Here is a 20,955-nt window from a genome sequence, read left to right as displayed (position 1 = left end):
GCACTGGGGTTGTCCTGGTTGGCATCATCAACGTCTTCGGACCATCCGTGCTGGTCACGTCCCTTGTGACGGCTGGGCCCCTCACCGTGTGACGGGTGCCTCTTCGCCATGACGGCTCACCTCTCCTAAATAACGGCTCACCCTCTCCTAAATATTCGGACAAGTGATGTTCTGCCCGGCTGTGCACGCTTCACTCGGGCGTTTCACCGGGGGGTCAGGTCCGGGGGGCCGGGTAGCCGCCTATAGACCGCCGGTGCACACACGGCGACCCTGCCACGGCTCCCGCTTCGACGTGAACGGGGCCATCCTCCAAGGGCCGGCGGTCCACCCCCTGGAGTCAACGACCAGGAAGGCAAGTGAGGATGACGAAGCGCAAAGCATGGTTGGACCACTCGGAGGTCCCGGTGCTGCAGGCCCTGGAAGATTTCCGCAACAGGGGAGACGTGGTGTATGGGCCGCCGGGGCACAAACAGGGCCGGGGCGTCGACCCCCGCGTCCTCGACGTGCTCGGAGCGGACCTCTTCCGGGCCGACGTCCTCATGCTCAACGGACTCGACGACCGGCGCCTGTCCCATTGCGTGCTCGAACGGGCAGAGGAACTGATGGCAGATGCAGTCCACGCCGAACACGCCTTCTTCTCCACCTGTGGCAGTTCCCTGTCGGTCAAGACAGCGATGATCACGGTCGCAGGCCCCGGCGAGAAACTGCTGGTCTCCCGCAACACCCACAAATCCGTCGTCGCCGCCCTGATCATCAGCGGCATCCACCCCGTCTGGGTCCACCCGCGCTTCGACGCCGAGCGTCACCTCGCGCACCCTCCGGAGCCCGAGAACGTACGGCGGGCGCTGGAGGAACATCCGGACGCCAAAGGAATGTTGCTGATCACTCCTACCGACTGGGGCACCTGCGCCGACATACGAGGCGTTGCCCAGGTAATGCACGAACGGGATCTTCCGCTCATCGTCGACGAGGCGTGGGGAGCCCATCTGCCGTTCCATGACCAGTTGCCCGCCTGGGGAATGGATGCGGACGCCGATCTGGTCGTCACCAGCGTGCACAAGATGGGCGCAGCCGTGGAGCAGAGTTCCGTATTCCACCTCCAAGGCGCCAGAATCCCTCCGACGGTTCTCAAACAGCGCGAGGACCTACTGGGCACCACCAGTTCGTCGTCCCTCGTATACGCCTCGCTCGACGGCTGGCGCCGCCAGATGGTCGAGCGTGGACAGGCACTGCTGGATTCGGCGATCCGTCGCGCCGAACGCATCCGGAAGGAGATCGCGGCGCTCCCCGACCTCGCTCTGCTGGACGAGGAAGTCGTCGGCCCTGGCAAGGCCGCCGACCTCGATCCACTGCGCATCACGGCGGACGTACGACGACTGGGCATCACCGGCATGCAGGCCGCCGAATGGATGCGCACAGCCTGCCGCGTCGACGTCGGAGCCTCTGACACCCTCAGGGTGAATGCCCAGATCACCCACGCGGACGACGACGCGACCGAACGCTTGCTGACCGACGCCTTCCGCCGCCTCGCGGTAGCCGCCTCCACACTGCGGCCCCGACCAACGGTCGAGCTGCCACCTCCGAGAACACTCGAGCTGGAACAGGCCGTCCCGCCGCGCGTCGCATTCTTTGCCGACGCCGAGCAGATCCCGGCATCAGAGGCTGTGGGCCGCATCGCCGCGGAAATGGCCAGCCCCTATCCGCCGGGGGTCCCGGTTATCGCGCCCGGCGAAGTCATCGGCCGCGAAGCCATCGACTATCTGCGAAGTGGCGCCCGGGCAGGAATGCTTGTCCCGGACGCCGCCGACCCGACGATGGAGACGATTCGGGTGATGGTCCGCTGAGGCGACCGCACGCTCACGGCGCAGCGCGTAGCTACGCACACGACCACATTGGATCCAGCACTTCAGGAGTTGCCGTGGCTGCGCAGGAACGCCAGGTGCAGAACCCTGTCACGGCCCACCCCCGGCCCGACTTCCGGACCAGGAACAGTCCCATCCGGGGTGGACCGGGCCGATGGACCCACCGCCCGATCACGGTGAGTCCACCTACGAGGGGCACGGCCTGCTGAAGGACCGGGTCGCGATGATCACCGGCGGGGACTCGGGCATCGGCCGGGCCTTGGCCTTGGCCTTCGCACGCGAGGGCGCCGACGTGATGTTCACGCACCTGGCGGATGAGGCTGAAGACGCCCAGGAGACCTCCCGGCTGGTGCAGGAAGCGGGACGAAAAGCCGTCGCCGTGCCGTGCGACATCCGCGAGGAGCGGGAATGCAGGGCGCTGATCGCCCTCTTCGTATCGTGCGCGCACGAGTTCCTCAGCGGACCACGATCACGGAATCCGGCCCCTGGTGCCCTTGGCCCGCGTCGGCGGGGCTACTGGTCAGCGCAACGTTGCAGACGTATGAGTCGGCAAGGTCACTCGCCGAGACGGGTACGCAGCAGATGCTTGCCCAGTTCGGCGCCCTTGCGGCTGTCGGCTTGGGCTTTGCGGAAGAGGTCTGCAACCTCGCTGTCGCCGTCGCGCTCGGCGTCTTGGATGTATGTCTCCATGCGCAGGGCGTTACTCAGGCACGCCTCCACGCACCAGACCAGGTTGTAGTTCTTGTCCTTGGTGCCGGTGATACCCACGCAGCTGAGGCCGCGTCCAGCACCTGCAGGGCCGTTTCCAGATCGGGCCGTTACATGACGCTCAGTACGCCCACTGCGGTCGCGATCCCCAACGCGACAGGCGAGGAGCCGTTCCCGTTGCGGCTTGCGGAGCCGCAGCCGCGGCTAGCTGCCCAGGACCGCCGCACAAACAGGCTCGTATCGGGCTGACCTTGTCCGCTGGCTTGTCCCCTGGGGCGCCATGGGCCGTCAAAAGCCACCGCGAGGCCACCAGACCCAAGCGAGCAGCACGACAAAGCCGCAGGTCAGAACGTTTCTTCTGACCTGCGATGTGGTGGGGCGGGTGGGACTCGAACCCACGGCCGACGGATTATGAGTCCTTTGGGGATCTTGGCGGCCCTTGTCGATCTACGCCGATCTACGACGTTTTTGCTGGTCAGAGTGGGCGAGCTGCGTCGGCGTCACTTCGTCTTTGTCAGTCTGTTCCTGTCCTTGTGTCCTGACCGCGTCCCGAATGCGTCCCGGTTGTACAGGATCGAAAGGGACGAGAGCGATCTCGCCAGCTCGAAAAAGGGACTCGAGCCTCGGCGCAGCGGATTTCCCTTCCTCTAAGATCCGCGACTCCATTGGCAATGAAGACAGTTTGTTAGCAGTGGATTAGCAAATCCGCAGCTTCCTTAGCAATGACTACGAGCAGTGGCGGTCGGTTATATGGCACTTCCGCCAGCCTGCGGGTCGCCGATTCGACACGCTGGTTCGGCGGTGGCGGCGAGCAGGGCGGTGTCGTCGTCAACCCGGTCGGGGGTGTTCAGCAGGTCCAGGGCCCTTTCGGTGATCTGCTGGGGGTCGGTGCGGGCGGCGGCGGGCAGCGCGCCGCAGGTCTGGCGCAGGGCCGCCAGGCAGTCGTCCAGGGACAGCGCCCGGTTTTCCACCAGGCCGTCGGTGTATAGCAGCAGGCTGGTGCCGGGCGGGAACGCCACCTCGCGGTCGACTGGGGTGCTGCCCAGTCCCAGCGGCAGCGCCGGGGGCAGCTCCAGGTAGGCGGTGTCGGCGGTTACCAGCAGGGGCGGCAGGTGCCCGCTGGCGGCGTAGCGCAGGCGGTGGCGGTGCGGGTTGTAGACCGCGTACAGGCAGGTGGCGAAGCGTTCGATGGCGAGCGACTGCAGGTAGGCGTCCAGCCTGGCCAGCACCCGGGCCGGGCTTGCGCCCTCCATCGCGAGGCTGTGCAGGGCGGAGCGGAGTTGGCCCATCACGATGGCGGCTTCCACGTCGTGGCCCATAACGTCGCCGATGGCCAGCCCCACGGCACCGTCGGGCAGTGCGAGCACGTCGTACCAGTCGCCGCCGACCTCGGCGCCGCGGTTGCTGGCCCGGTAGTGGGTGGCCAGGCGCACCCCGGGCACCTGGGGCAGGCGGTGGGGCAGCAGGGCGCGCTGCAGGGTCAGGGCGAGGCGGCGCTCGTTGTGGTACTGGGTGGCATTGTCGTAGGCCAGGGCCAGGCGGTGGGCGAGGTTCTCCAGATACTTGTGTTCGACCGCGGAGTAGTCGGTGCGCCGGACCAGTACCAGGGCCCCCAGTGTCTGGTCGTGAGCGTGCAGCGGCAGGGCGAGCACGGCGGCGGGCGCCGGGTGCGGGCCGGCTGGGGCTGGGGCGGTGCCGTTGATCGCGTGGGTGGCGGCGGTGGCCAGGGCCTCGCGGGCAAGAAGGGGGGTACCCGCGATGTATGCCGGGGGCGACTGCGCCAGGGCGGGTGCCGCGGCGGTGAGGTGGATGCTGATCTGGTCGGCGAAGTCGGGCAGCAGGATCTGGCCGGCAGTCTGCAGTATCTGGTCCGGGTCGAGGGTGGCGGACAGCCGCAGGCCCGCGTCGGCCAGGGAGGCCAGCACGGCCAGCTGGTTGCGGGTCTCGGTCAGGACCTGTTCGCGCAGCCGGGACAGTTCCAACCCGGTGCGGACGCGCGCCAGCAACTGGCGCGCGGAGAAGGGTTTGGCCAGGTAGTCGTCGGCGCCGGCGTGCCGGCCCTGCACGGATTCCTCCTCGCCGGCGCGGGCGGTGAGCAAGACGATGGGCAGGCGGGCGGTGTGCGGGTCGGCGCGCAGCGCCCGGACCAGCTCAAAGCCGTCCATACGGGGCATCATCACGTCGCTGAGCACCAGCTCCACCGGCTGCGCCAGGGCCATCTCCAGGGCGGCCCGGCCGTCGGCGGCGAGCAGCACGTCGTAGTCGGGCTGCAGGAGCTGGGTGAGGTAGGCGCGCATGTCGGCGTTGTCGTCGACGACCAGCAGGCGGGCCCGGTGGGGGCCGTCGGTTTCGTGCGGGCCGGGGTCGTGGGGGGCATCGTGGGTCGCGGGGGCGTGCGGGGTGCGTGCCGCGGGGGTGGCCGCGGCACGGACGGGGTCGGCCGCCAGCCAGCCCAGCGCCTCGTCCACGTAGGCCGCGGCGCGGCCGGGCCGGCCGCCTCCGCCTTCCCTGGCGGTTTCCCCGAGGGATCCGGCGCCGGCCGCGGGCGGGGCCGGGCGGGGCCGGTGGGCGGCGGCGAAGGGGAGGTCCATGGTGACGGTGGTGCCCCGGCCGAGCCGGCTGTCCACGCCGACGGTGCCGCCGTGCGCTTCCACCAGGTCCTTCACCAGCACCAGGCCGAGGCCGCTGCCCTCGTGGGAGCGGGAGCGGGCGCCGCGGACCCGGTGGAAACGCTCGAACAGGCGCGGCAGCTCGTCCGCGGGGATGCCGGTGCCGGTGTCGGTCACGGTCAGCCGGGCCCGGTCGCCGGCCGCGGCCACCTGCACCCGGGCGCCGCCGGTGAAGGTGAACTTCAGGGCGTTGCTGAGCAGGTTAAGGATGATCTTCTCCCACATCTCCCGGTCCAGGTACACCGGCTTGGGCAGCGGCGGGCAGTCCACCTCCAGCGTCAGCCCGGCCGCCTCGAAGGCGGAGCGGAACACCCCGGCCAGCTCGGCCGTGGCACCGGCAAGGTCGACCGGCTCGAGGGTCGGGCGCATCTGCCCGGCCTCGGCCCTGGCGACATCCAGGAGTGTGTTGACCTGCTTCAGCAGGCGCAGGGCGCCGCGCTCGGCCAACTCCAGCTGCTCGCGCCGCTCGGGCCGGTCCTCGTCGGCCAGGGCCTGCTGGAGCGGGCCCAGGAGCAGGGTGAGCGGGGTGCGGAACTCGTGGCTGACGTTGGCGAAGAAGGTGGTCTTGGCCCGGTCCAGCTCGGCCAGCGCCTCCGCCCGCCGGCGCTGCTCGTCGTGGGCGAGCGCGGCCGTCAGCGCCCCGGCCACGGCGGCGGCGAGCACCTCCAAAAAGTCCCGGTACGCCCCGGCCGGCGGGAAGCAAGGGTTGACGCCCACCACCAGGACGCCCTCCACCTGACCCGCGCAGTCCAGCGGCAGGGCCAGCGCCTGCTCGACTGGGAGCCGGAGGGCCGCGGCGTGCTGCCCGGCCGTGTTGCCGCCGGTGAGCGCGGCGGCTGGCAGCGTGGCTGGGGCACCGTCGGCGACCACCTGCGCCAGCCGGGCCGCGACCTCCGACCCGTCGGCCGCACTCAGCGAGACGGCCTCGGGCGCCGGCCGGAGCCCGGCGGAGGCCGCCGGCCGCAGCATCCCCGGCTCGGAGGCCAGGAACAGGCCCAGGAACGGGATCTCCTCGGGATAGGAGCCCAGCACCTCCGCGACGACGCGGGCGACCTCACCCGGGGTGGGCAGCCCGGCGGTGCGGGCGCCGGTCTCGCTCAGCAGGCGCAGCCGGCGCTCGCCCAGTACCCGGCCGGTGGTCTCGGTGATGATCTGCAGCACGCCGCCGGCGGTGCCGTCGTCCAGCAGCACGGGCTGGAAGGCGGAGTCGAAGTAGCACTGTTCCGGAAAGCCGTGGCGCTCCATGATGAGCGGCTCATCGGGGATCAGCAGGGGCTTGCGGGTGTCGGTCACATAGTGGAAGTGGGAGCTCACGGGGTGGGCCCAGACCTCGGGGAACACATCCTTATAGGGCCTGCCGAGCGCCCAGGGGTGTTTGGCGCCGACAATGGGTGAGGAGCCCAGGTTGTACAGTGTGGCGAATTCGGCGCCCCAGTACAGAGCCATCCCGTGCTCAGAGGTGAGCATGAGGCGCAGGGTGTCCACCAGGGGCCCCGGCCAGGACTCGGGGGGTCCGAGCGGCGTCGCCGCCCACTCGATCCCGGCCAGAAGCTCGCCGAACGCGCCGGCCTCGGCGAACATCCGGGCCGCCGCGGTGCGCGGGTCTTCGGGCCGGGTCATCGAGAAATCTTCCTCCTGGCGCCTGTGTGATCCGCCCGCGCCCTCCCGAGGCTGCCGACGGCCTCGCTGCAGACCTTCCGGGCAGATCGGACCCGACGGTGTCGGCCGCCCACAGGGACTGCGAGTCGACGATCACCGCAGTCGGCGTGCGGCTCCAAGCCGCACTTACGGGCAAATCACAGTTTTAATTATTTTAACCTTGCAATTCTGGCAGGAGCGTAGCCAGAACCTCGGATCCGGCGCCGACGGTGCCGGCCGGGACTGCGGGACCGAGATCGAGTCCCAGGGCTGAGAGCAGACGCCCGCCCAGCATCGGTGATCCACCCGGCCGACATCGGAGGTGACCACGGAGCCCTTCTGTCCGCCGTGCCCTGTGCCGGGCGTCCCAACAGCCGCAGGGCCAGGCAGGAGGGTCTCAGATGTCACAGAAAGCGACCACGGCGATGCGCGCGGCACCGCACGCCACGCTCGAGGAACGCGCGGCTCCCGGCAAAGAGGCGCGGCGCCGTTCGCCGCGGTCGGGCCACGCCGTGTACAAGCCGTCTCCTGACCGGCCGGACCCGCTGGGCGATCCTGGAGTCGCAGTCCGCGGCACGGGTGCCCGAACTCGTTCCGATCCGCTACGGCCGGATGATGGAGTCCCCGTTCCGCTTCTACCGGGGCGCCACGGCGATCATGGCTGGCGACCTCGCCAGCACCCCGCGCTCGGGACTCACGGCCCGGCTGTGCGGGGACGCCCGCGGGCGCTCGTACAGCCGCGCCCCGTAAGGCGTCTCCGCGCGAACCGAAGTGCCCCTTCGGGCCGTTTCCAGTACGGGCCGTTTCTCCCGCGCCTCGGTCGGGCGACAGCCCTCCGGTCCAAAGGCTGCGCAGCACCCCGGCCGCCTGCAGCCACACCGCGCGGACTGAACCACCCACGTCCGGAGCGGTGTCGGGCAACACGGTGCCGAGGCAGTCGCTTCCGATTCCCTGCGTCCTGCCAGCGTCCCGAATTCGCCGTCCAGCCGCTCACACTGGCCAGATGCGGTGACTTCCCGGACTGTGGGGCCAACACATCCGCGTAGGTCAGGCCAGTTCGAACTACCGCCGACGGCAACGCTGTCGAACTCATGGGCAGCGGATTCAGTCCGTTGGGCCAAAGTCCTGAATCCACACGCGTGATGATACGTTTCTGGAGGTCAGAGACCTGCGCAGTGGGGCGGGTGGGACTCGAACCCACGGCCGACGGATTATGAGTCCTTTGATGATCGTGACGGCCTTTGTGATTCTGCTCAGATCTTGGGCGTTTCACAGGTCAGCGATGGTGTTGCTTGCGGCTCTCAGTCGCGCTTTGCAGGTCTGTGCAGATGCTTGTGTCCACACCGCGTCCACACAGCGCCTTCCTCGGCATCTCGGTTGCCAGCCAATCGGCTGCTCGACACAGGCAGCTGCGGGTGGATGTACCAGCGCGCAACGGAGAGTCTTACCGACGAGAGAGGCCCGGCCCTCATCGCCCGTGGGTGGAGCCGCACGGCATTTCCACGTCAGCTGCCTACGTGGAGAGTGGTGCAATGCGCCTCCGCCGGGATCGACACGGGCTGCACCACTACGCCTGAGTTCCAGCGCGTAGACCTTCACCACCGGCTCCGCCAGTGCCCTGTCGCACAGCATCGCGAGCACGAAGGACGCCCTGCGCCACCCGTCTTGTCCCTTGGTGAGCGAGGTCATGGTGCCGCCCTCGGCGACCTACTGGCAGCCGCCACAGCCAACCTCCACGCGTGCTGGGGCCTTGGCGGGGGTGCCCAGGGCGTGGTCGGCTGCCGCCATGCGGTACCGCGCCGGTTCCCGGAGAGCGACCTGGGGAACCGACGCGGTCATGAACAGGACTGCCGAAGCTGCGAGGCAGCCCGCGGAAGCCGGTCAGGTGCAGCTATCGATCTCCCGCGCTTGGACATGGGACCGCTGGGGCGCGAACGTGACTGTGTACGCGTAGCAGCGCAGGACCTCAGTGCCGCCGAACAAGCCGGCCTGGGTGCCGCGGACTTGGGCGACCACCGTTACGGTGTCACGATCCCGCGCTGTGTTCTGTTGGGATGCTTGTGAGTCCCGGAGCGCCCTGAAGATTTCTTCGCCTGTCAGATTGCCGTCTCCCGCCGCTTCCGCCAGGAGTCGCTGGCCCCGCTCAACCGAGGCTTTCACCTGTTGAAGGGCCTTTTCCTGGCTCTGCCGACGAGTGTGAATCAGAGCGTAGGTGGTGACTCCGACCAGCAGGAGCGCGACGATAAGGGCTACGAGGCAGCCCGAGGACAGAAGACGGAGTGGTCTCCTGTCATTCGAACCAACTGCATCTAATGTCATGCGACTAGCTTCCCGTATAGCCGATCGCTTGCAGTGTCTCCTCGATGAATTGCGCGTAGCCGGTGGTACCGGCGGGCTTGGGATGGAAGGACTCACGACTCAGGCACTGGCTGCCCGGGGTCCAGATCATGCAGATGGTGTTTACCTCGTCGTTCTCGTGGAAGTCGCCGTCGCCCTCCGGGCCGATCACGGTCCTGTTGAGCCATTCCGAGCTGTCGCACAGGCCATGTCCCTTGAACTTGGGGATGGGATCGGCGTGCGCCACCTTGATCCCTTGAGTTTTCAGCTTGGCAACCATGGCTGACTGCTTGGCCGCGACGTAGTCCGCCAGCCCGTTGAGCTCCTCGAACGCGGCTCCCTCACAGCTCCACTCAGCAACGATCCGCGGGTAGCCCATGAGGACGATCTGTGCGTTCTTCGCATGATTTGGGTCAGCGATCCGCCGGATGATCTCTTCCGTCTTGACAACCGCGGCATCGATGCGACCGGTGTAGTCCTCTTTCTTGCAGACACCGACGGCATAGCAATTGATGACGGCGTCCTGGAACGCGCCGCCGTCATTGCCTCCGATGCTCAGCGTCACAAGGGTGGTGTCCTCATCGAGCACGCCTGACTCGACCTGGGACATCTCGTGGAATTGTCCTTCGCCGGCGGCATAGTTGTCGGGGGTGTCCCAGGAGAAGGGGACTCCGTCGCCGAGTACATTCCAGGTTTTCGCTCCGGAGCAGGCCACGAAGCCGAGTTCAGCTCCTGCTGACCAGGCGTCGGAGAGCTGGCCGAGCGGCGTGCTCTGTCCGGGCAGGACCATCTTGCGTGGCCAGGATTCGGTGATGCTACGGCGGCAGGCGTTCCAGCGGCGGTTGCCGTGGTCGTCGTCGGATTCCTTGTAGTAGTTCTCCGTGCCTTCGCCGGAGGAGTACGAGTCGCCGAGCGCGGCGACGATGTGCTTCGGTTTGCCCGGTAGCGGCTGGAAGGCGACTGCGTCGAAGGCGATGTCCTCGTCACCGGTGCCGTCCTGCGTCAGGGTGCTGAGCTTCACCCGGGGTGTGCCGTTGATCTTGTGCACCCCCAGCGAGACCCAGTTGTTGGCACGCCGCTTCTGGTTTATATACCGGGTTTTGGTGAAGGAGCCGTTGCCGGTGTCGATGTCGTAGCGCGCCTGCTGGGTGTGCGCACCGTGATCCGGTAGGTGCACTGCGATGCGCATCCATTCGTTGCGCGGGGCGTTGAGCTTCCAGGTCCCAGAGAATTCGAGCCGGTCGCCCTTGTTGGCGAGGGTGCGGGTGTGTCCGAAGTAGAAGTGGCCACCGAAGCCGGCTCCGAGTTGGTGAAGGTCGACCTTCGAGGGATAGACGCCACTACTTCCCGTGAAAGTGAAGGTGAAGGTTCCCGCATTCGGCGCGGGACGTGGGCAGTTCGGTCGCACGGAGGCTGCGGTGGTGTCGTCCACGATAAGGGCGCCAGGAGGTGCGGCGTTCCCGGAGGCGGTGGCACTCACCGAGCAGTTGGGCGGGTAGGCAGTACCGTCGGGCTCCTCGGGATAGGTGTTGTCGAAACGGACGAGTTCCCGGCCGCAGGAGTAGTTGCAGTCGCTCTTCCAGTAGGTGACGGGGATGTGCCACCAGCACTTGCTGTCGCCCCGGCCGCAGGGTCCTGTGGTTCCGTTGTCGTTGCTGGCGTCGTCACTGATCCGGCTGGGGTCGCACTCGTTGGCCTGGGGCGAGCAGAACATGTCCTCCGGCGGCTTGGCGCGTGCCCTGTTGTACTTGGCGCTGCCCTTGACGGTGGCGTCCTCGCTGGTGCCGTTCCACCAGGCTGCGCGGAACCCGGCGACCATCTTCCCGTGGGCTTCGATTGCCTCCAGCGGATGAGCGGCGAAGCCGATGACTTTCTCTGGGTAGGGCCAGTTCTGCGGCTTTGCGGCGTCGGCGTAGTGGTCGTTGCCGAGCCTGTCCTCCATGAAGGGGAGACGTGCGGCGTCCCAGTCGGGGTTGGCGGGGTTATTGGCCCAGCCGACCCCCCATGGTCCGCTGCCGGTGTTTTGGTGGAACCCGGCGTTGTAGATCCACAGAGCGAAGAACCAGTTCTCCAGCCGGGACGGGTCACCGTCGTTAATGACCAGGCCCGCTTTACGGGTCTCGTTCCACTTGCTGGCAAGGATCTGCAGGCCTGCGGCAATATTTGCCGTGTAGTCAAGTGCGACGGCGCGCTGGGTCTGGTAGGGCCAGGCGGCCCCGCCGTGATCGGGGTCGTCGAAGCCGGCCTTGCGCATGTGGTCAGTGACCTGGGTGACGCCGTACCCGCAGTCGGCCTTGCTCCAGTCGACGTCCCAGTCGTTTCCGGTATTGCCGTCGTAGTAGTTGATGCCGTAGAAGTTCCCGATCAGCGGGTTGCCAGTGACGCCTGGGACAGTCATCCGGGCGGCCTGCCACATGTTGGACTCCTGGGCCGTGACGCCCAGCATGACCTGTGCGGGGATGCGCCCCCCGCCTTCCAGCGCCGGCGGCGGGAAGAGGGTCTGCGGCTGGTAGGCGGGCATGCCCAGGTTCTTCCAGTTCGCCGGGCGGGTATTCTTGAGGTTGCCCATGATCCCCTGGTCGACAGCCCACTCGACCTGCCGCGGCTTGGGCTGCATCGCCTGGTTGGCCGGGTCATTGCGGGGCACCGAGCAGACACGCTCGTCCTCAACGGGGTTGGTCGGAGAGCCAGCGGCTGCCAGCCAGACATTCGCCGCACGGGCTCGTGCTGTGCCCGTCGGGCGCTTCAATTTCGGTGACGCTTCGCCGCCCTGGACAATCGTCCTGCTGGGCCGCGCTACAGGATTCACTGTGAAGCTGAGCTTCCTGCCTCGTCCTGGCAGGACCATGGCGACGGCGACGGAGCGGGCTGCGGCGGCGTCCTGCGGCTGGATGCGAGAGTCCTTGCCGTCGGCCCATGCGGTGCTGGTCAGCACCGCATCCCCGCCGGTGCTCACCAGCGAATCCTTCGGGACACCCTGCAAGCGGCGTACCCCGGACGGCAGTCTGCTGGTGGTCTGCTTCACCTCCCCGGTCACAAAGACCGTGCTACCGCCGCGGGTGAGGCCGGTAGCAGTAACCGGGCCGCGGGCCAGGGAGGCTGGCCGAGTGGCAGCGGGCCGGCGGTGTTTGATCTGCGCCGCGGTGATGCGGCGTACCTCGGTCTGCACGTCCATGGAGTCCTGCGCTTTGGACGGCAGCTTGTCAAGGAAAACGAGACCGCCCCCGGCATCGGGTGTCAGCCGGTAGGGCACTCGACGGGTCTGGGCGATGCGGGTCCGCTTGCCGTCGGCGCTGATCTTCATGATCTGGGCGCCCGCAGCGGCTGCGATGCCGCCCCCTTCCAGGGGTACGGCTGAGGTGACCTGCCCTCGCGTTTCAGCAGGGGCGCTCAGCTGTCCGGTCGCCGTATCGAGACGGAACAGCCGAGTGGCGGATTTGTCCTCGCCTCCGGACTGCGACAGCACGGCGTTTTCGCCAGCCCCACATCCGGGATTATGGTACGCCAGCGACGTTTGCAAGTTGAGCTTGTGCACAGCTCCGCTGTTCATGTCCACCACTGCCGTGAACGCACCCCGCGCCATTAGTTCCGGCTTGTTCGTGAAGGTCCGGGGCGCATAGACCACCACCGCTCGCTTGCCGGAGGCCGTCAGGCAGACGTTGCCGATCCACAGATCGGCCTCGAAGCCCGGCTCCGACAACGACGCCGTCGTACGCCACGCATACCCTTGGTTCTGGCGAGCAGTCAGGATGTGGAAGCCCGTGGCGTCCCCGATCGCCGTCCACGCGAGGTCACCTGATCCCTTCCACCCCTTTCCCAGAACATCGGCCCGCTGGGCGCTCGGCACTTCGGCGGGATCGTCCGAGACCGTGGGCTTGACCGCCTTCACGGTCGCCCGGGGTGCGTCTGCCCAGGCCGATGCCTGAATGGACCCGATCAACAGAAATGTCGCAGCCATGACAACTAAGGGAACTCTGGCCTGTCTATGAAATTTCACTTTTTCTCCATGGACGAGGGGAAGCATGCCTGATCACTGCCCTTGGATGGCAAGGGTGTCCGGGGGAGGCGCTTTCCCATCTCGCAGTCCGGGAGGTGGAGCGAGGTTGGGAACGCAGTGGCAAAAGGACCCGGCATGTCGGCCGCGCCTCGCGGTGTCCCACGTGGAGCCGGCTCGCAGCGGATGCAGTGATCGAGCAGATGTGGAATGTGCGCTGTGCCGCGACCGATTCGGCCCCTCGCTGTGGCGGGGCCGAACGCGGTGGCTACTTGGCGATGGTTGAAGCTTTGGCGACTGCGGCCTTGTTACGCGCCTTCACTTTCTCAAGAGCGGGCCGGTTCTCCTCGATGGCTTTGAGCTGCAGCTTGACCTCGGCGTCGAACCAGGTCTTCTCGACGCTGTAGCGGTCCCGGCACTGAATGTCCGCCTTCGCCGTGGCGATCTCGAGGGCGGTCACCTTGTGCTGATCGTTGAAGCGGGGGTCGTCATTGGCCTCCATGGGCTCCTTGTAGGAGTAGCCCTTGGCCTTCATGCACGACGACCACTTGGCCAACGCCGCAACGACGTTCGGGTCGTTCTTGGACTGCATGAAGGACTCGCCATTGATCCTCTGCACAAGTTCGGCAGGTTGGGCTGGCGGAGCCTGGCCGTCGGCCGCCTGGACGCAGGCCCTCAGCTTCCCTTCATCCGCACCCGACTCGTCCACCGCGCCGGCCATCATGGCCTCGTCATAGGCCTGCTGCTGTTCAGCGGCGGGGTGGTAGCCCCGCCCGGCCGCAGTTTCGGCGTCGTGGATGCCGTACCGCCAGTCAACAAGTGTCGTCCCACCAGGTTCGGGGAGGTCCGGCGCGGGGGTCCACCTGTCGAAGCCCGCGTCCTCCATGCACTTGTCGATCAGGCTGTCCCGGGCGTTGCTGATCAGGCGAGCTTCCGCCTTGGTTGTCATGAAGGCCTCGACAGGCAGCTTCCATGTGGCCGGGTTCTGCGGATCACCCACAGCTGCCTTGGCGTTCGTGTTCTGCGGTGCTGCGACGTCGGCGTGCGCCGACTGGGCCTCGCTTGACGGCGAATCGTTCCAGGGCCCATTGAGCGTGAGAACCACCGCTCCCACGGCGGCGGCCGCCGTGACCGGGGCCCAGGCCCTGACGAGCGTCTTCTTCGAGTTCACTTGTCCCCCTCCTGCTCCTGCGTTATCGGCTGGCTGTCGAAGACACCTAAGCGACCCATGCGAAGGAGGCGTTCTCGTTGTAGACGTTTCGGAACCGGTCTATGTGCTGGTACGGAGCCATGGCGTCGTAGACCCCTTTGTATCCGCTATTGAAGTACACCCTGGCCGTGTACTTGTAGTGTCCGTTCTCGCCAGATGCCGCGTTGTTCTTGACCTTCTGATTGGACCCCGGCCAGGGGCTACTGACGCCAACCGGGCAGAATTTGAGGGGGTAGGCGTGACCATCACCAGGCCTCAGCGCGTCGAAGTCGTACACGCTGTACCCAATATTGCGGTACGCCCCGCCTTGGCCAGAGTTATAGAAGATATGGAACTTGAACTTTGAGGCGTGCGGGTCCTTGCCCGCCTCCATGCTGGTCAGGTTGTAGTTGTCTGCTGCGGGGTCGCCCGCGAGCGCGCTGGACGCAACAGCGAGCGAGAGCATCAGTGCGGCGGATGCCGCGCCTGCCACTACTGCAATTGATCTTCGCACCTGTGCCTCTGTTCGTGTCCGCCGCAGGCGGTCACGGGACAGGCGCTGTGATGCACGCCTTGCCCATTGGGGCGGGAGACACCGACATACCGCCGTGCCTCGCGTGTGCAGTCCCCCGTGACCGCTGCCAACGGCTCTTTTCTAACGTCCATCGGCATGCGCCAGTCGGCTTATCGAAGCCGAATCTGGCGCGGTATGAATATAGGCCTAGACCAGACCCTCAAACCAACTATCAGTTCGGTGACGAAGGCGAGGTCCTCCAGGTCCCATGTCGCGAGCTTCGACGCGCTGGGGCACGAGTGATCCGATCAGGCGGTCGAGGCAGGCGCCGCCGGGCCCTCGCTGTGCCGGCCCGCTGCTTCGGCGGAACGCCTCCGCGTGTCGAGGACTGATCCCAGCCATCCGAGGGCGAAACCCACGGGAATGCAGACCAGGCCGGGGCTGCGCATAGGGAAGATCGCGAAGTCTGCGTCGGGCAGCATGGCAGCCGGATGACCGGACACCGCGTGGGACAGCGTCATGAGGAGCAGCACGGTCAGCAGGCCGCCGTACAGGCTCCAGGTTGCCCCTCGGGTAGTGAAGCCCCGCCACCACAGGTTGTAGAGGATGGTGGGCAGGACCGCGGAGGCCGCGATGGCGAAAGCGAGTTCCACCAGGAAGGACAGGTTGAGGTCCTGGGCGAACATGGGCAGGGTGATGGCGCCGGCGCCGATCAGCAGGACCGCCCCTCGGGCCACGGCGAGTTCCTCCCGCTCCGAAGCCTTGCCCCGCCTGATCGTCGCCCCGTAGATGTCGTGGGCAAGAGAGGCCGCCGCGGTGAGGATGAGGCCGGTCACGACCGCCATGATCGTGATGAAAGCCAGGCAGGAGACGGCGGTGAGCGCAAGCGAGCCGCCGAGGGAGTCCGCCAGTAGGAGTACGGCGGTCTTGCCGGAGGGACTGTCCGAGGCGATGGCCTCTGTGCCGAGCAGGCCGGCCGCACCGAGCCCGATCACCACGGCCGCCGTGAAGAAGCAGATGACCAGAAGGCTGCCGAACTGTATCGATCGCCTTGCTTCGCGTGCGGTGGCCACAGTGCCGATCCGCATCAGCACATGGGGCAGACCGGCGGATCCGAGCACCCTGGTGAGCTCCATGCCCAGCGCATCAAGTGCACTGGCGCCTTCGTCGGCGTGCGCGCCGGGCCGCAGGAAGTCGTCACCGAGCGCGCTGTGGTCTGCTGCGGCACTCAGCAGGGCTGCCGGGTTCCAGCCGAAGCGCGAGAGCACCGCGAGCGCCAGGACGGCACCGCCCGCCAGGAGCAGCACGGCTTTGACGCACTGCACCGCGGTTGCCGCCCGCATGCCGCCGCCGACCGCGGAAAGAATCATCAGCGCCCCCAGACAGGCGACGAGGCCCCTCTGGGCGGCCGCCCCGTCCAGGCCGAGGATGGGCGCTGCGAGCGCCCCGGCGCCGACGAGCTGCGCAATCAGATACACCAGCGAGATGAGCAGGGCAACCACGCCGGCGGCCATGTGCGTGGGCCGCGGGCTCAGACGGCGGGCGAGAGAGTCGCCGACGGTGAACCGCGCCGAACCGTGGTACGCATCGGTGATCACGACCAGGAGCACGATCCAGGCGGCTGAGGAGGCCAGCACGTACAGGATGCCGTCGTAGCCTCTCAGCGAGACCAGACCCGGGTTGCTCAGCATCCCGGCGGCGGACATGTAAATGCCGAAGACGGCCAGCCCGTTGCCGACCCAAGACAGCCGTCGATGGCCGAGATAGAAGTTGCTCAGGGTGTCGCGGCCGACGGCAGCAAGGGAGAGGAACAGCGTGCACGTGCCGAAGGCGACGAAGAGCGTGAAGACCGGGAAGGTGTCGCTGAAGGAAGCCTGGGTGATCAACGGTCGCTCTCCGGGTGTGCGAGGCAGGACGGAACGTACTCGGTCAGCGGATCGATCGCGGCCTCGGCGTACGGCCTGTACCACACAGCGGCCCCGGCCGTGACGGCAAGCTGCACCAGCAGGAGGCCGAAGCCGACGTTGAAGGGGCCGGCGATCGGCTGGGCCAGCAGATCTCCGGCCTGCCTGGCCAGGACCGCGATGCCCATGTGGACGCCGAGCACCGTGACGGTGACACGCACCGGCAGCCGCCGCGCCGCGCGCAGGCGCTGCACCGCTGGATCCGGCCGGCGGCTGGGGGAGGCGGCAGCAGCGGGTGAGGACGCAGGGCCGACCGCCCACTGCGAGAGCGTGCTCCCCGTCTGCTGCTCGTAATGTGCCAGAACGGCCGCCATGCGCAGGGCCCACAGTCTTCGCTCCCTCGAGTCCTGATCGCCCGCGTCGGCCGCAAGCTGGGTTGCCCAGTACCGGGGCATGAGCGATTCGGACGGATGAAGGCCCGCGTAGCTCTGGGCGATGGCCTGCCTCAGCTCCGCGGGGGTGTATGACGAGCCTTGGCGGAGTCCGCTGAGGTAGAGGGCGGCGACGATGGTCGAGTCGTGTTCGGGGGACGGGCCGTGGGAGGACACCGAGTCTCCTTCGGACGGGAGGACAGACGGACGGAACGGCCGCATGGATCCAGTGGTGCGGAAATGCCCCGGAGCGCGATCAGCGCACGTCACGTAGGGCAGGAGAACGTGGCCGGGTTCACCCGGCAGCGCGTCCGGCGTAACCTGCCGGAAGGCCGACGCGACAGGAAGGGGCCGGACCGAAACGATCAGACCTACTTGCGTACGTTGCGTTCACCGACACGCCGATCCTCGGAACGGTTCCGCCGGGACGCTGCTCGGGGCCAGGGGGTGACAGCAGCTGTTGATTCGGAGCGGTAGGTGTTCCGAGTCGTTGATCCCTGCGCGAGTCAACTGGAGGGCGCAGGGCAATTGTCGCCGTCGGCGCAGGAGGCCCTTCGGAAGCGGGCCGTGGCTGCGCCGGTGGCGGGCCGGGAGCGGCTCCCAGCCGATCCGCTCGGCGATCAACGTAGGCATCGTCGGCGCGTCCTGGAACAACTCGCGAATGTCCGGCTCGACCGCGTCCACCGCCGAGCCCTTCGGCGGCCGGTCACTGGCCAACGCCGTGTTCTTCGAGATGCTCAGATGCCGCGCGATCGCCGTGATCGCCACCTGCTCGGCACGGTGCAGGCGGCGGAGCTCTGCCCAGTCCTCCACAGGAATCATCCGCTCCTCCTGACCTTGAACCACTATTCACCGTCGCCGAGAAGCCGACATGGCGAGTGCCAGCAGCGGGAGCAGAGGGGTCGCCGGGTGCATGTTGCGACCCCTCCTGGCATGGCCTCCTTCGCCGCGAGTGCGTTGTTGCGGCGGGCGGAGGCGAGGAAGGAGGCGGCGATCAGGACGACGCCGATCAGGCCGGTGATGATCTCGCTGATCTGGTGCTGGACGGTGATCAGCAGGATCGCGGCGAGGGCGCCGATGGCGTAGTGGGCGCCGTGCTCCAGGTAGACGTAGTCGTCGAGGGTGCCCTGGCGGACCAGGTAGACGGTGAGTGAGCGGACGTACATCGCGCCGATGCCGAGGCCGAGGGCCATCCAGAAGATGTGGTTGGTGATGGCGAAGGCGCCGATCACGCCGTCGAAGGAGAACGACCCGTCCAGGACCTCCAGGTAGAGGAAGAGGAAGAACGCGGCCTTGCCTGCGAGGTCGACCGCCGAGACCGGCTTGCCTGCGGCCCTGGCCTCCTCGTGCTCGTGTTCCTCCTCGTCTTCGAGCCTGTCCTCGAAGTAGCCGGAGAGGCCGCCGACGACAAGATAGGTGATGAGGCCGGCGACCCCGGAGAGCAGTACGGTGGCGGACTTGTCCGCGTGGCCCGTGCTGACGTGTGCGTGGGTGGCCAAGGTCATCGCCGTGGCCAGCAGGGCGATGAGCGCGACGCAGACCGCCAGCATGTCGATCTTGCCGAGCTTGGCGAGCGGGCGCTCCAGCCAGGCGAGCCACTTGATGTCACGGTCCTCGAAGATGAAATCGAGGAAGATCATCAGCAGGAACATGCCCCCGAAGGCGGCGATCGCCGGGTGGGCGTCGGTGACCAGGTCCTCGTAGCGGTCCGGCTCGTCGAGGGCGAGCTGCACCGCCTCGATGGGCCCGACTTTGGCACTGATGGCGACGATCACGACCGGGAAGACCAGCCGCATGCCGAACACCGCGATCAGAATGCCGACGGTGAGGAAGATCTTCCGCCAGAAGGCGCTCATCTTCTTCAGAATTCCGGCGTTGACGACCGCGTTGTCGAACGACAGCGAGATTTCCAGGACCGACAGGATCAGTACGATCCCGAAGGCCTCCCAGCCCCACTGCCACGCGGCGAAGGCGAGACCGGCCGCCGTGACGGCGAACGACCAGCCGAATGTCCTCAAGATCATCTTCATCCCAGCTTTGAGGAAAGTGTTCCGTGATACGTGCAGAGCCCAGCGATCGCCGGCGCTACCCCGCCAGCCGGTCAAGGTCTGCGGTCGGCAGCGCGGGCGCCACCTCGAACCAGACGACCTTGCCTGTGGCGGTGCGTGTGCTGCCCCAGCTCGCCGCCAACGACGCGACCAGCACCAGGCCCCGGCCGCTCTGGGCGTACAGCTCACGACCACGCGGTGCGGGCAGCGCGGATCCCGTGTCGGTCACCTCCACCCGCAGCCGGACCCCCGTCCAGCGCACCGTCACCGAGCACGGCCCGGTGGTGTGGCGCACCGCATTGGCGATCACCTCGCTCGAGAGCAGCCCTAGGTCGTCCTGCGTCTCGTCCGCGAGCGGGAGATTCCAGTCGCGGACCACCGCCAGGAGCAACCGACGGGCCTTGGGCACGGTCGCAGGGTCCTCCGGGGAGACCCGGAAGCTGTGGAGCAGTGACTGTCCCGGGATATCCGTCATGATCATTCCTTGGTGGGCGGCCCGCTCCGACAGGGGCGGGAAAATGGGCGCCATGCCTCGTGGAGGGAGGACCTGTCGGTGCTCCGGCCGTACGGGGAGCCTCTGATTCCCCTCGGCGGCGCCGGATTGCCTGGCGGTTGGGGGCCGGTCCCGTGGCGTCCACGGATGTGGACCGACCCCTGCCCGCGAGGCAGGCTCAGGACTTCTGGGCAAGCTCCTTGAGTGCCTTCTCCGCGCCGGGGTTCAGCGGGACGGGCGCGACGCCCTGCGCCTTGTCGAGCTGGATCTCCTTCGCGGCCGCGTTCACCTTCTCCAGGTCGCTCTTCTTGCCGTAGATCAGGCTGACGATCTCCGTGGCCAGATCCGGGTCGAAGCCCTTCTTCACCAGCAGCACGTTCGGTACGACGATCGTCGGGACGTCTTCCGGCTGGTTGTATACCGACGCCGGGATGGAACCCTTCTGGTAGACGTCGCCGTACTCCTTGTTCAGAGTGGGCAGCTGCGGGGTGATGTCGATGAGACGGACGTCCTTCTTGAGGCTGGTGGTCAGGTCGGTGATGCCGCCGGTGGGCAGTCCGCCGGACCAGAACAGGGCGTCGATCGCGCCGTCCTTCATGGCGTCCACCGAGTCGGGCAGCGCGGCCCGCTGCGCCTTCACATCCGACTTGGGATCGAGCCCGGCGGCCTCCAGCAGTCGGTTGGCGATCACTTCCGTACCGGAGCCGGGAGCCCCGGTGGACACTCTCTTGCCTTTCATGTCCTCGATGGTCTTGATCCCGGAGTCCGATCTGACCAGCACTTGCGTGTAGTTGGGGTAGAGCCGGGTCAGCGCCTCGAGTTCCTGCGGCTTCGTGAACGACTCCTTGCCGTTCACGGCGTCACCGGCGGTGTCCATCAGGCAGAACGCGATGTCGTAGGTGCCGGCCCCGAGGCCCTGGATGTTCTGTACGGACGCGCCGGTGGAGGTGGCGGTGGCCCGGTAGCCGTCGAGGTTTTCGGAGATCAGTTTCGCGAGACCGCCGCCGATCTGGTAATAGACGCCGGTGGTGGCTCCGGTCGCGATCGTGAGCCGGCCGCCTTTCGCGCCGCTCGTGCCCGTGTTCTCGCTCTGCTTTCCGCCGGCGCAGGCGGTGGCGGCGAGAGCGGTGACGAGGGCGGCGACGGCGAGGCGTGTGGCACGCATTCG

Annotated in this window: 11 protein-coding genes and 3 pseudogenes; 3 read left to right on the top strand and 11 right to left on the bottom strand. The window is 67.5% G+C overall.

The window, feature by feature from the left end; translation table 11 throughout:
• Nucleotides 1-383 precede the first annotated feature (383 nt).
• Complete coding sequence (locus ACQEVG_RS07100) at nt 384-1,844, top strand: aminotransferase class I/II-fold pyridoxal phosphate-dependent enzyme (protein WP_432985126.1); 1,461 nt, start codon at nt 384-386, stop codon at nt 1,842-1,844.
• 74 nt (nt 1,845-1,918) lie between these two features.
• Nucleotides 1,919-2,286, top strand: a pseudogene (locus tag ACQEVG_RS07095) (SDR family NAD(P)-dependent oxidoreductase); the annotation flags it as partial.
• A gap of 131 nt (nt 2,287-2,417) precedes the next feature.
• On the opposite strand, the gene ACQEVG_RS07090 reads toward ACQEVG_RS07095, so the two are convergent.
• Nucleotides 2,418-2,630 (bottom strand): hypothetical protein, encoded by a 213-nt coding sequence (locus tag ACQEVG_RS07090; RefSeq protein ID WP_432978654.1) that lies wholly within the window; start codon nt 2,628-2,630, stop codon nt 2,418-2,420.
• Nucleotides 2,631-3,316: 686 nt separating this feature from the next.
• Entirely contained in the window at nt 3,317-6,859 is a 3,543-nt protein-coding gene (locus tag ACQEVG_RS07085) for a SpoIIE family protein phosphatase (RefSeq protein ID WP_432978651.1), read from the bottom strand.
• Nucleotides 6,860-7,278: 419 nt separating this feature from the next.
• On the opposite strand from ACQEVG_RS07085, the pseudogene ACQEVG_RS07080 reads away from it, so the two are divergent.
• Nucleotides 7,279-7,597, top strand: a pseudogene (locus ACQEVG_RS07080) (DUF2252 family protein); the annotation flags it as partial.
• 1,603 nt (nt 7,598-9,200) lie between these two features.
• On the opposite strand, the gene ACQEVG_RS07075 reads toward ACQEVG_RS07080, so the two are convergent.
• The 9 genes and pseudogenes from ACQEVG_RS07075 to ACQEVG_RS07035 all read right to left on the bottom strand — a co-directional run bounded on the left by ACQEVG_RS07075 (nt 9,201) and on the right by ACQEVG_RS07035 (nt 20,952).
• Nucleotides 9,201-13,172 carry a hypothetical protein gene (locus ACQEVG_RS07075; RefSeq protein ID WP_432978648.1) on the bottom strand — a complete coding sequence of 1,324 codons (3,972 nt, stop codon included), beginning with the start codon at nt 13,170-13,172 and terminating at the stop codon, nt 9,201-9,203.
• A 304-nt stretch (nt 13,173-13,476) separates the two neighbouring features.
• Nucleotides 13,477-14,313 carry a hypothetical protein gene (locus ACQEVG_RS07070; protein ID WP_432978645.1) on the bottom strand — a complete coding sequence of 279 codons (837 nt, stop codon included), beginning with the start codon at nt 14,311-14,313 and terminating at the stop codon, nt 13,477-13,479.
• 112 nt (nt 14,314-14,425) lie between these two features.
• Nucleotides 14,426-14,863, bottom strand: coding sequence for a hypothetical protein (locus ACQEVG_RS07065; RefSeq protein ID WP_432978642.1), 438 nt, complete (start codon nt 14,861-14,863; stop codon nt 14,426-14,428).
• A 356-nt stretch (nt 14,864-15,219) separates the two neighbouring features.
• The gene (locus tag ACQEVG_RS07060; protein ID WP_432978639.1) at nt 15,220-16,797 is read right to left on the bottom strand and encodes a solute symporter family protein; all 1,578 of its coding nucleotides are present in this window, start codon (nt 16,795-16,797) and stop codon (nt 15,220-15,222) included.
• Entirely contained in the window at nt 16,794-17,423 is a 630-nt protein-coding gene (locus tag ACQEVG_RS07055; protein ID WP_432978636.1) for a DUF485 domain-containing protein, read from the bottom strand. Before ACQEVG_RS07055 ends, ACQEVG_RS07060 begins: the two co-directional genes overlap by 4 nt.
• 420 nt (nt 17,424-17,843) lie before the next feature.
• A pseudogene (locus ACQEVG_RS07050) lies at nt 17,844-18,068 on the bottom strand (IS21 family transposase); the annotation flags it as partial.
• A 23-nt stretch (nt 18,069-18,091) separates the two neighbouring features.
• Nucleotides 18,092-19,270, bottom strand: a complete 1,179-nt coding sequence (locus tag ACQEVG_RS07045) for a DUF475 domain-containing protein (RefSeq protein WP_432978633.1) — start codon at nt 19,268-19,270, stop codon at nt 18,092-18,094.
• A gap of 61 nt (nt 19,271-19,331) precedes the next feature.
• Nucleotides 19,332-19,769: an ATP-binding protein gene (locus ACQEVG_RS07040; RefSeq protein WP_432978630.1), complete on the bottom strand. Its 438-nt coding sequence runs from the start codon at nt 19,767-19,769 to the stop codon at nt 19,332-19,334.
• Between the two features lie 196 nt (nt 19,770-19,965).
• Nucleotides 19,966-20,952, bottom strand: a complete 987-nt coding sequence (locus tag ACQEVG_RS07035) for a TAXI family TRAP transporter solute-binding subunit (RefSeq protein ID WP_432978627.1) — start codon at nt 20,950-20,952, stop codon at nt 19,966-19,968.
• Between the last annotated feature and the right edge of the window lie 3 nt (nt 20,953-20,955).

Source organism: Streptomyces sp. CA-135486 (assembly GCF_050936555.1).
Classification (GTDB): domain Bacteria; phylum Actinomycetota; class Actinomycetes; order Streptomycetales; family Streptomycetaceae; genus Streptomyces.
This window is presented reverse-complemented; position numbering and strand designations above follow the sequence as displayed.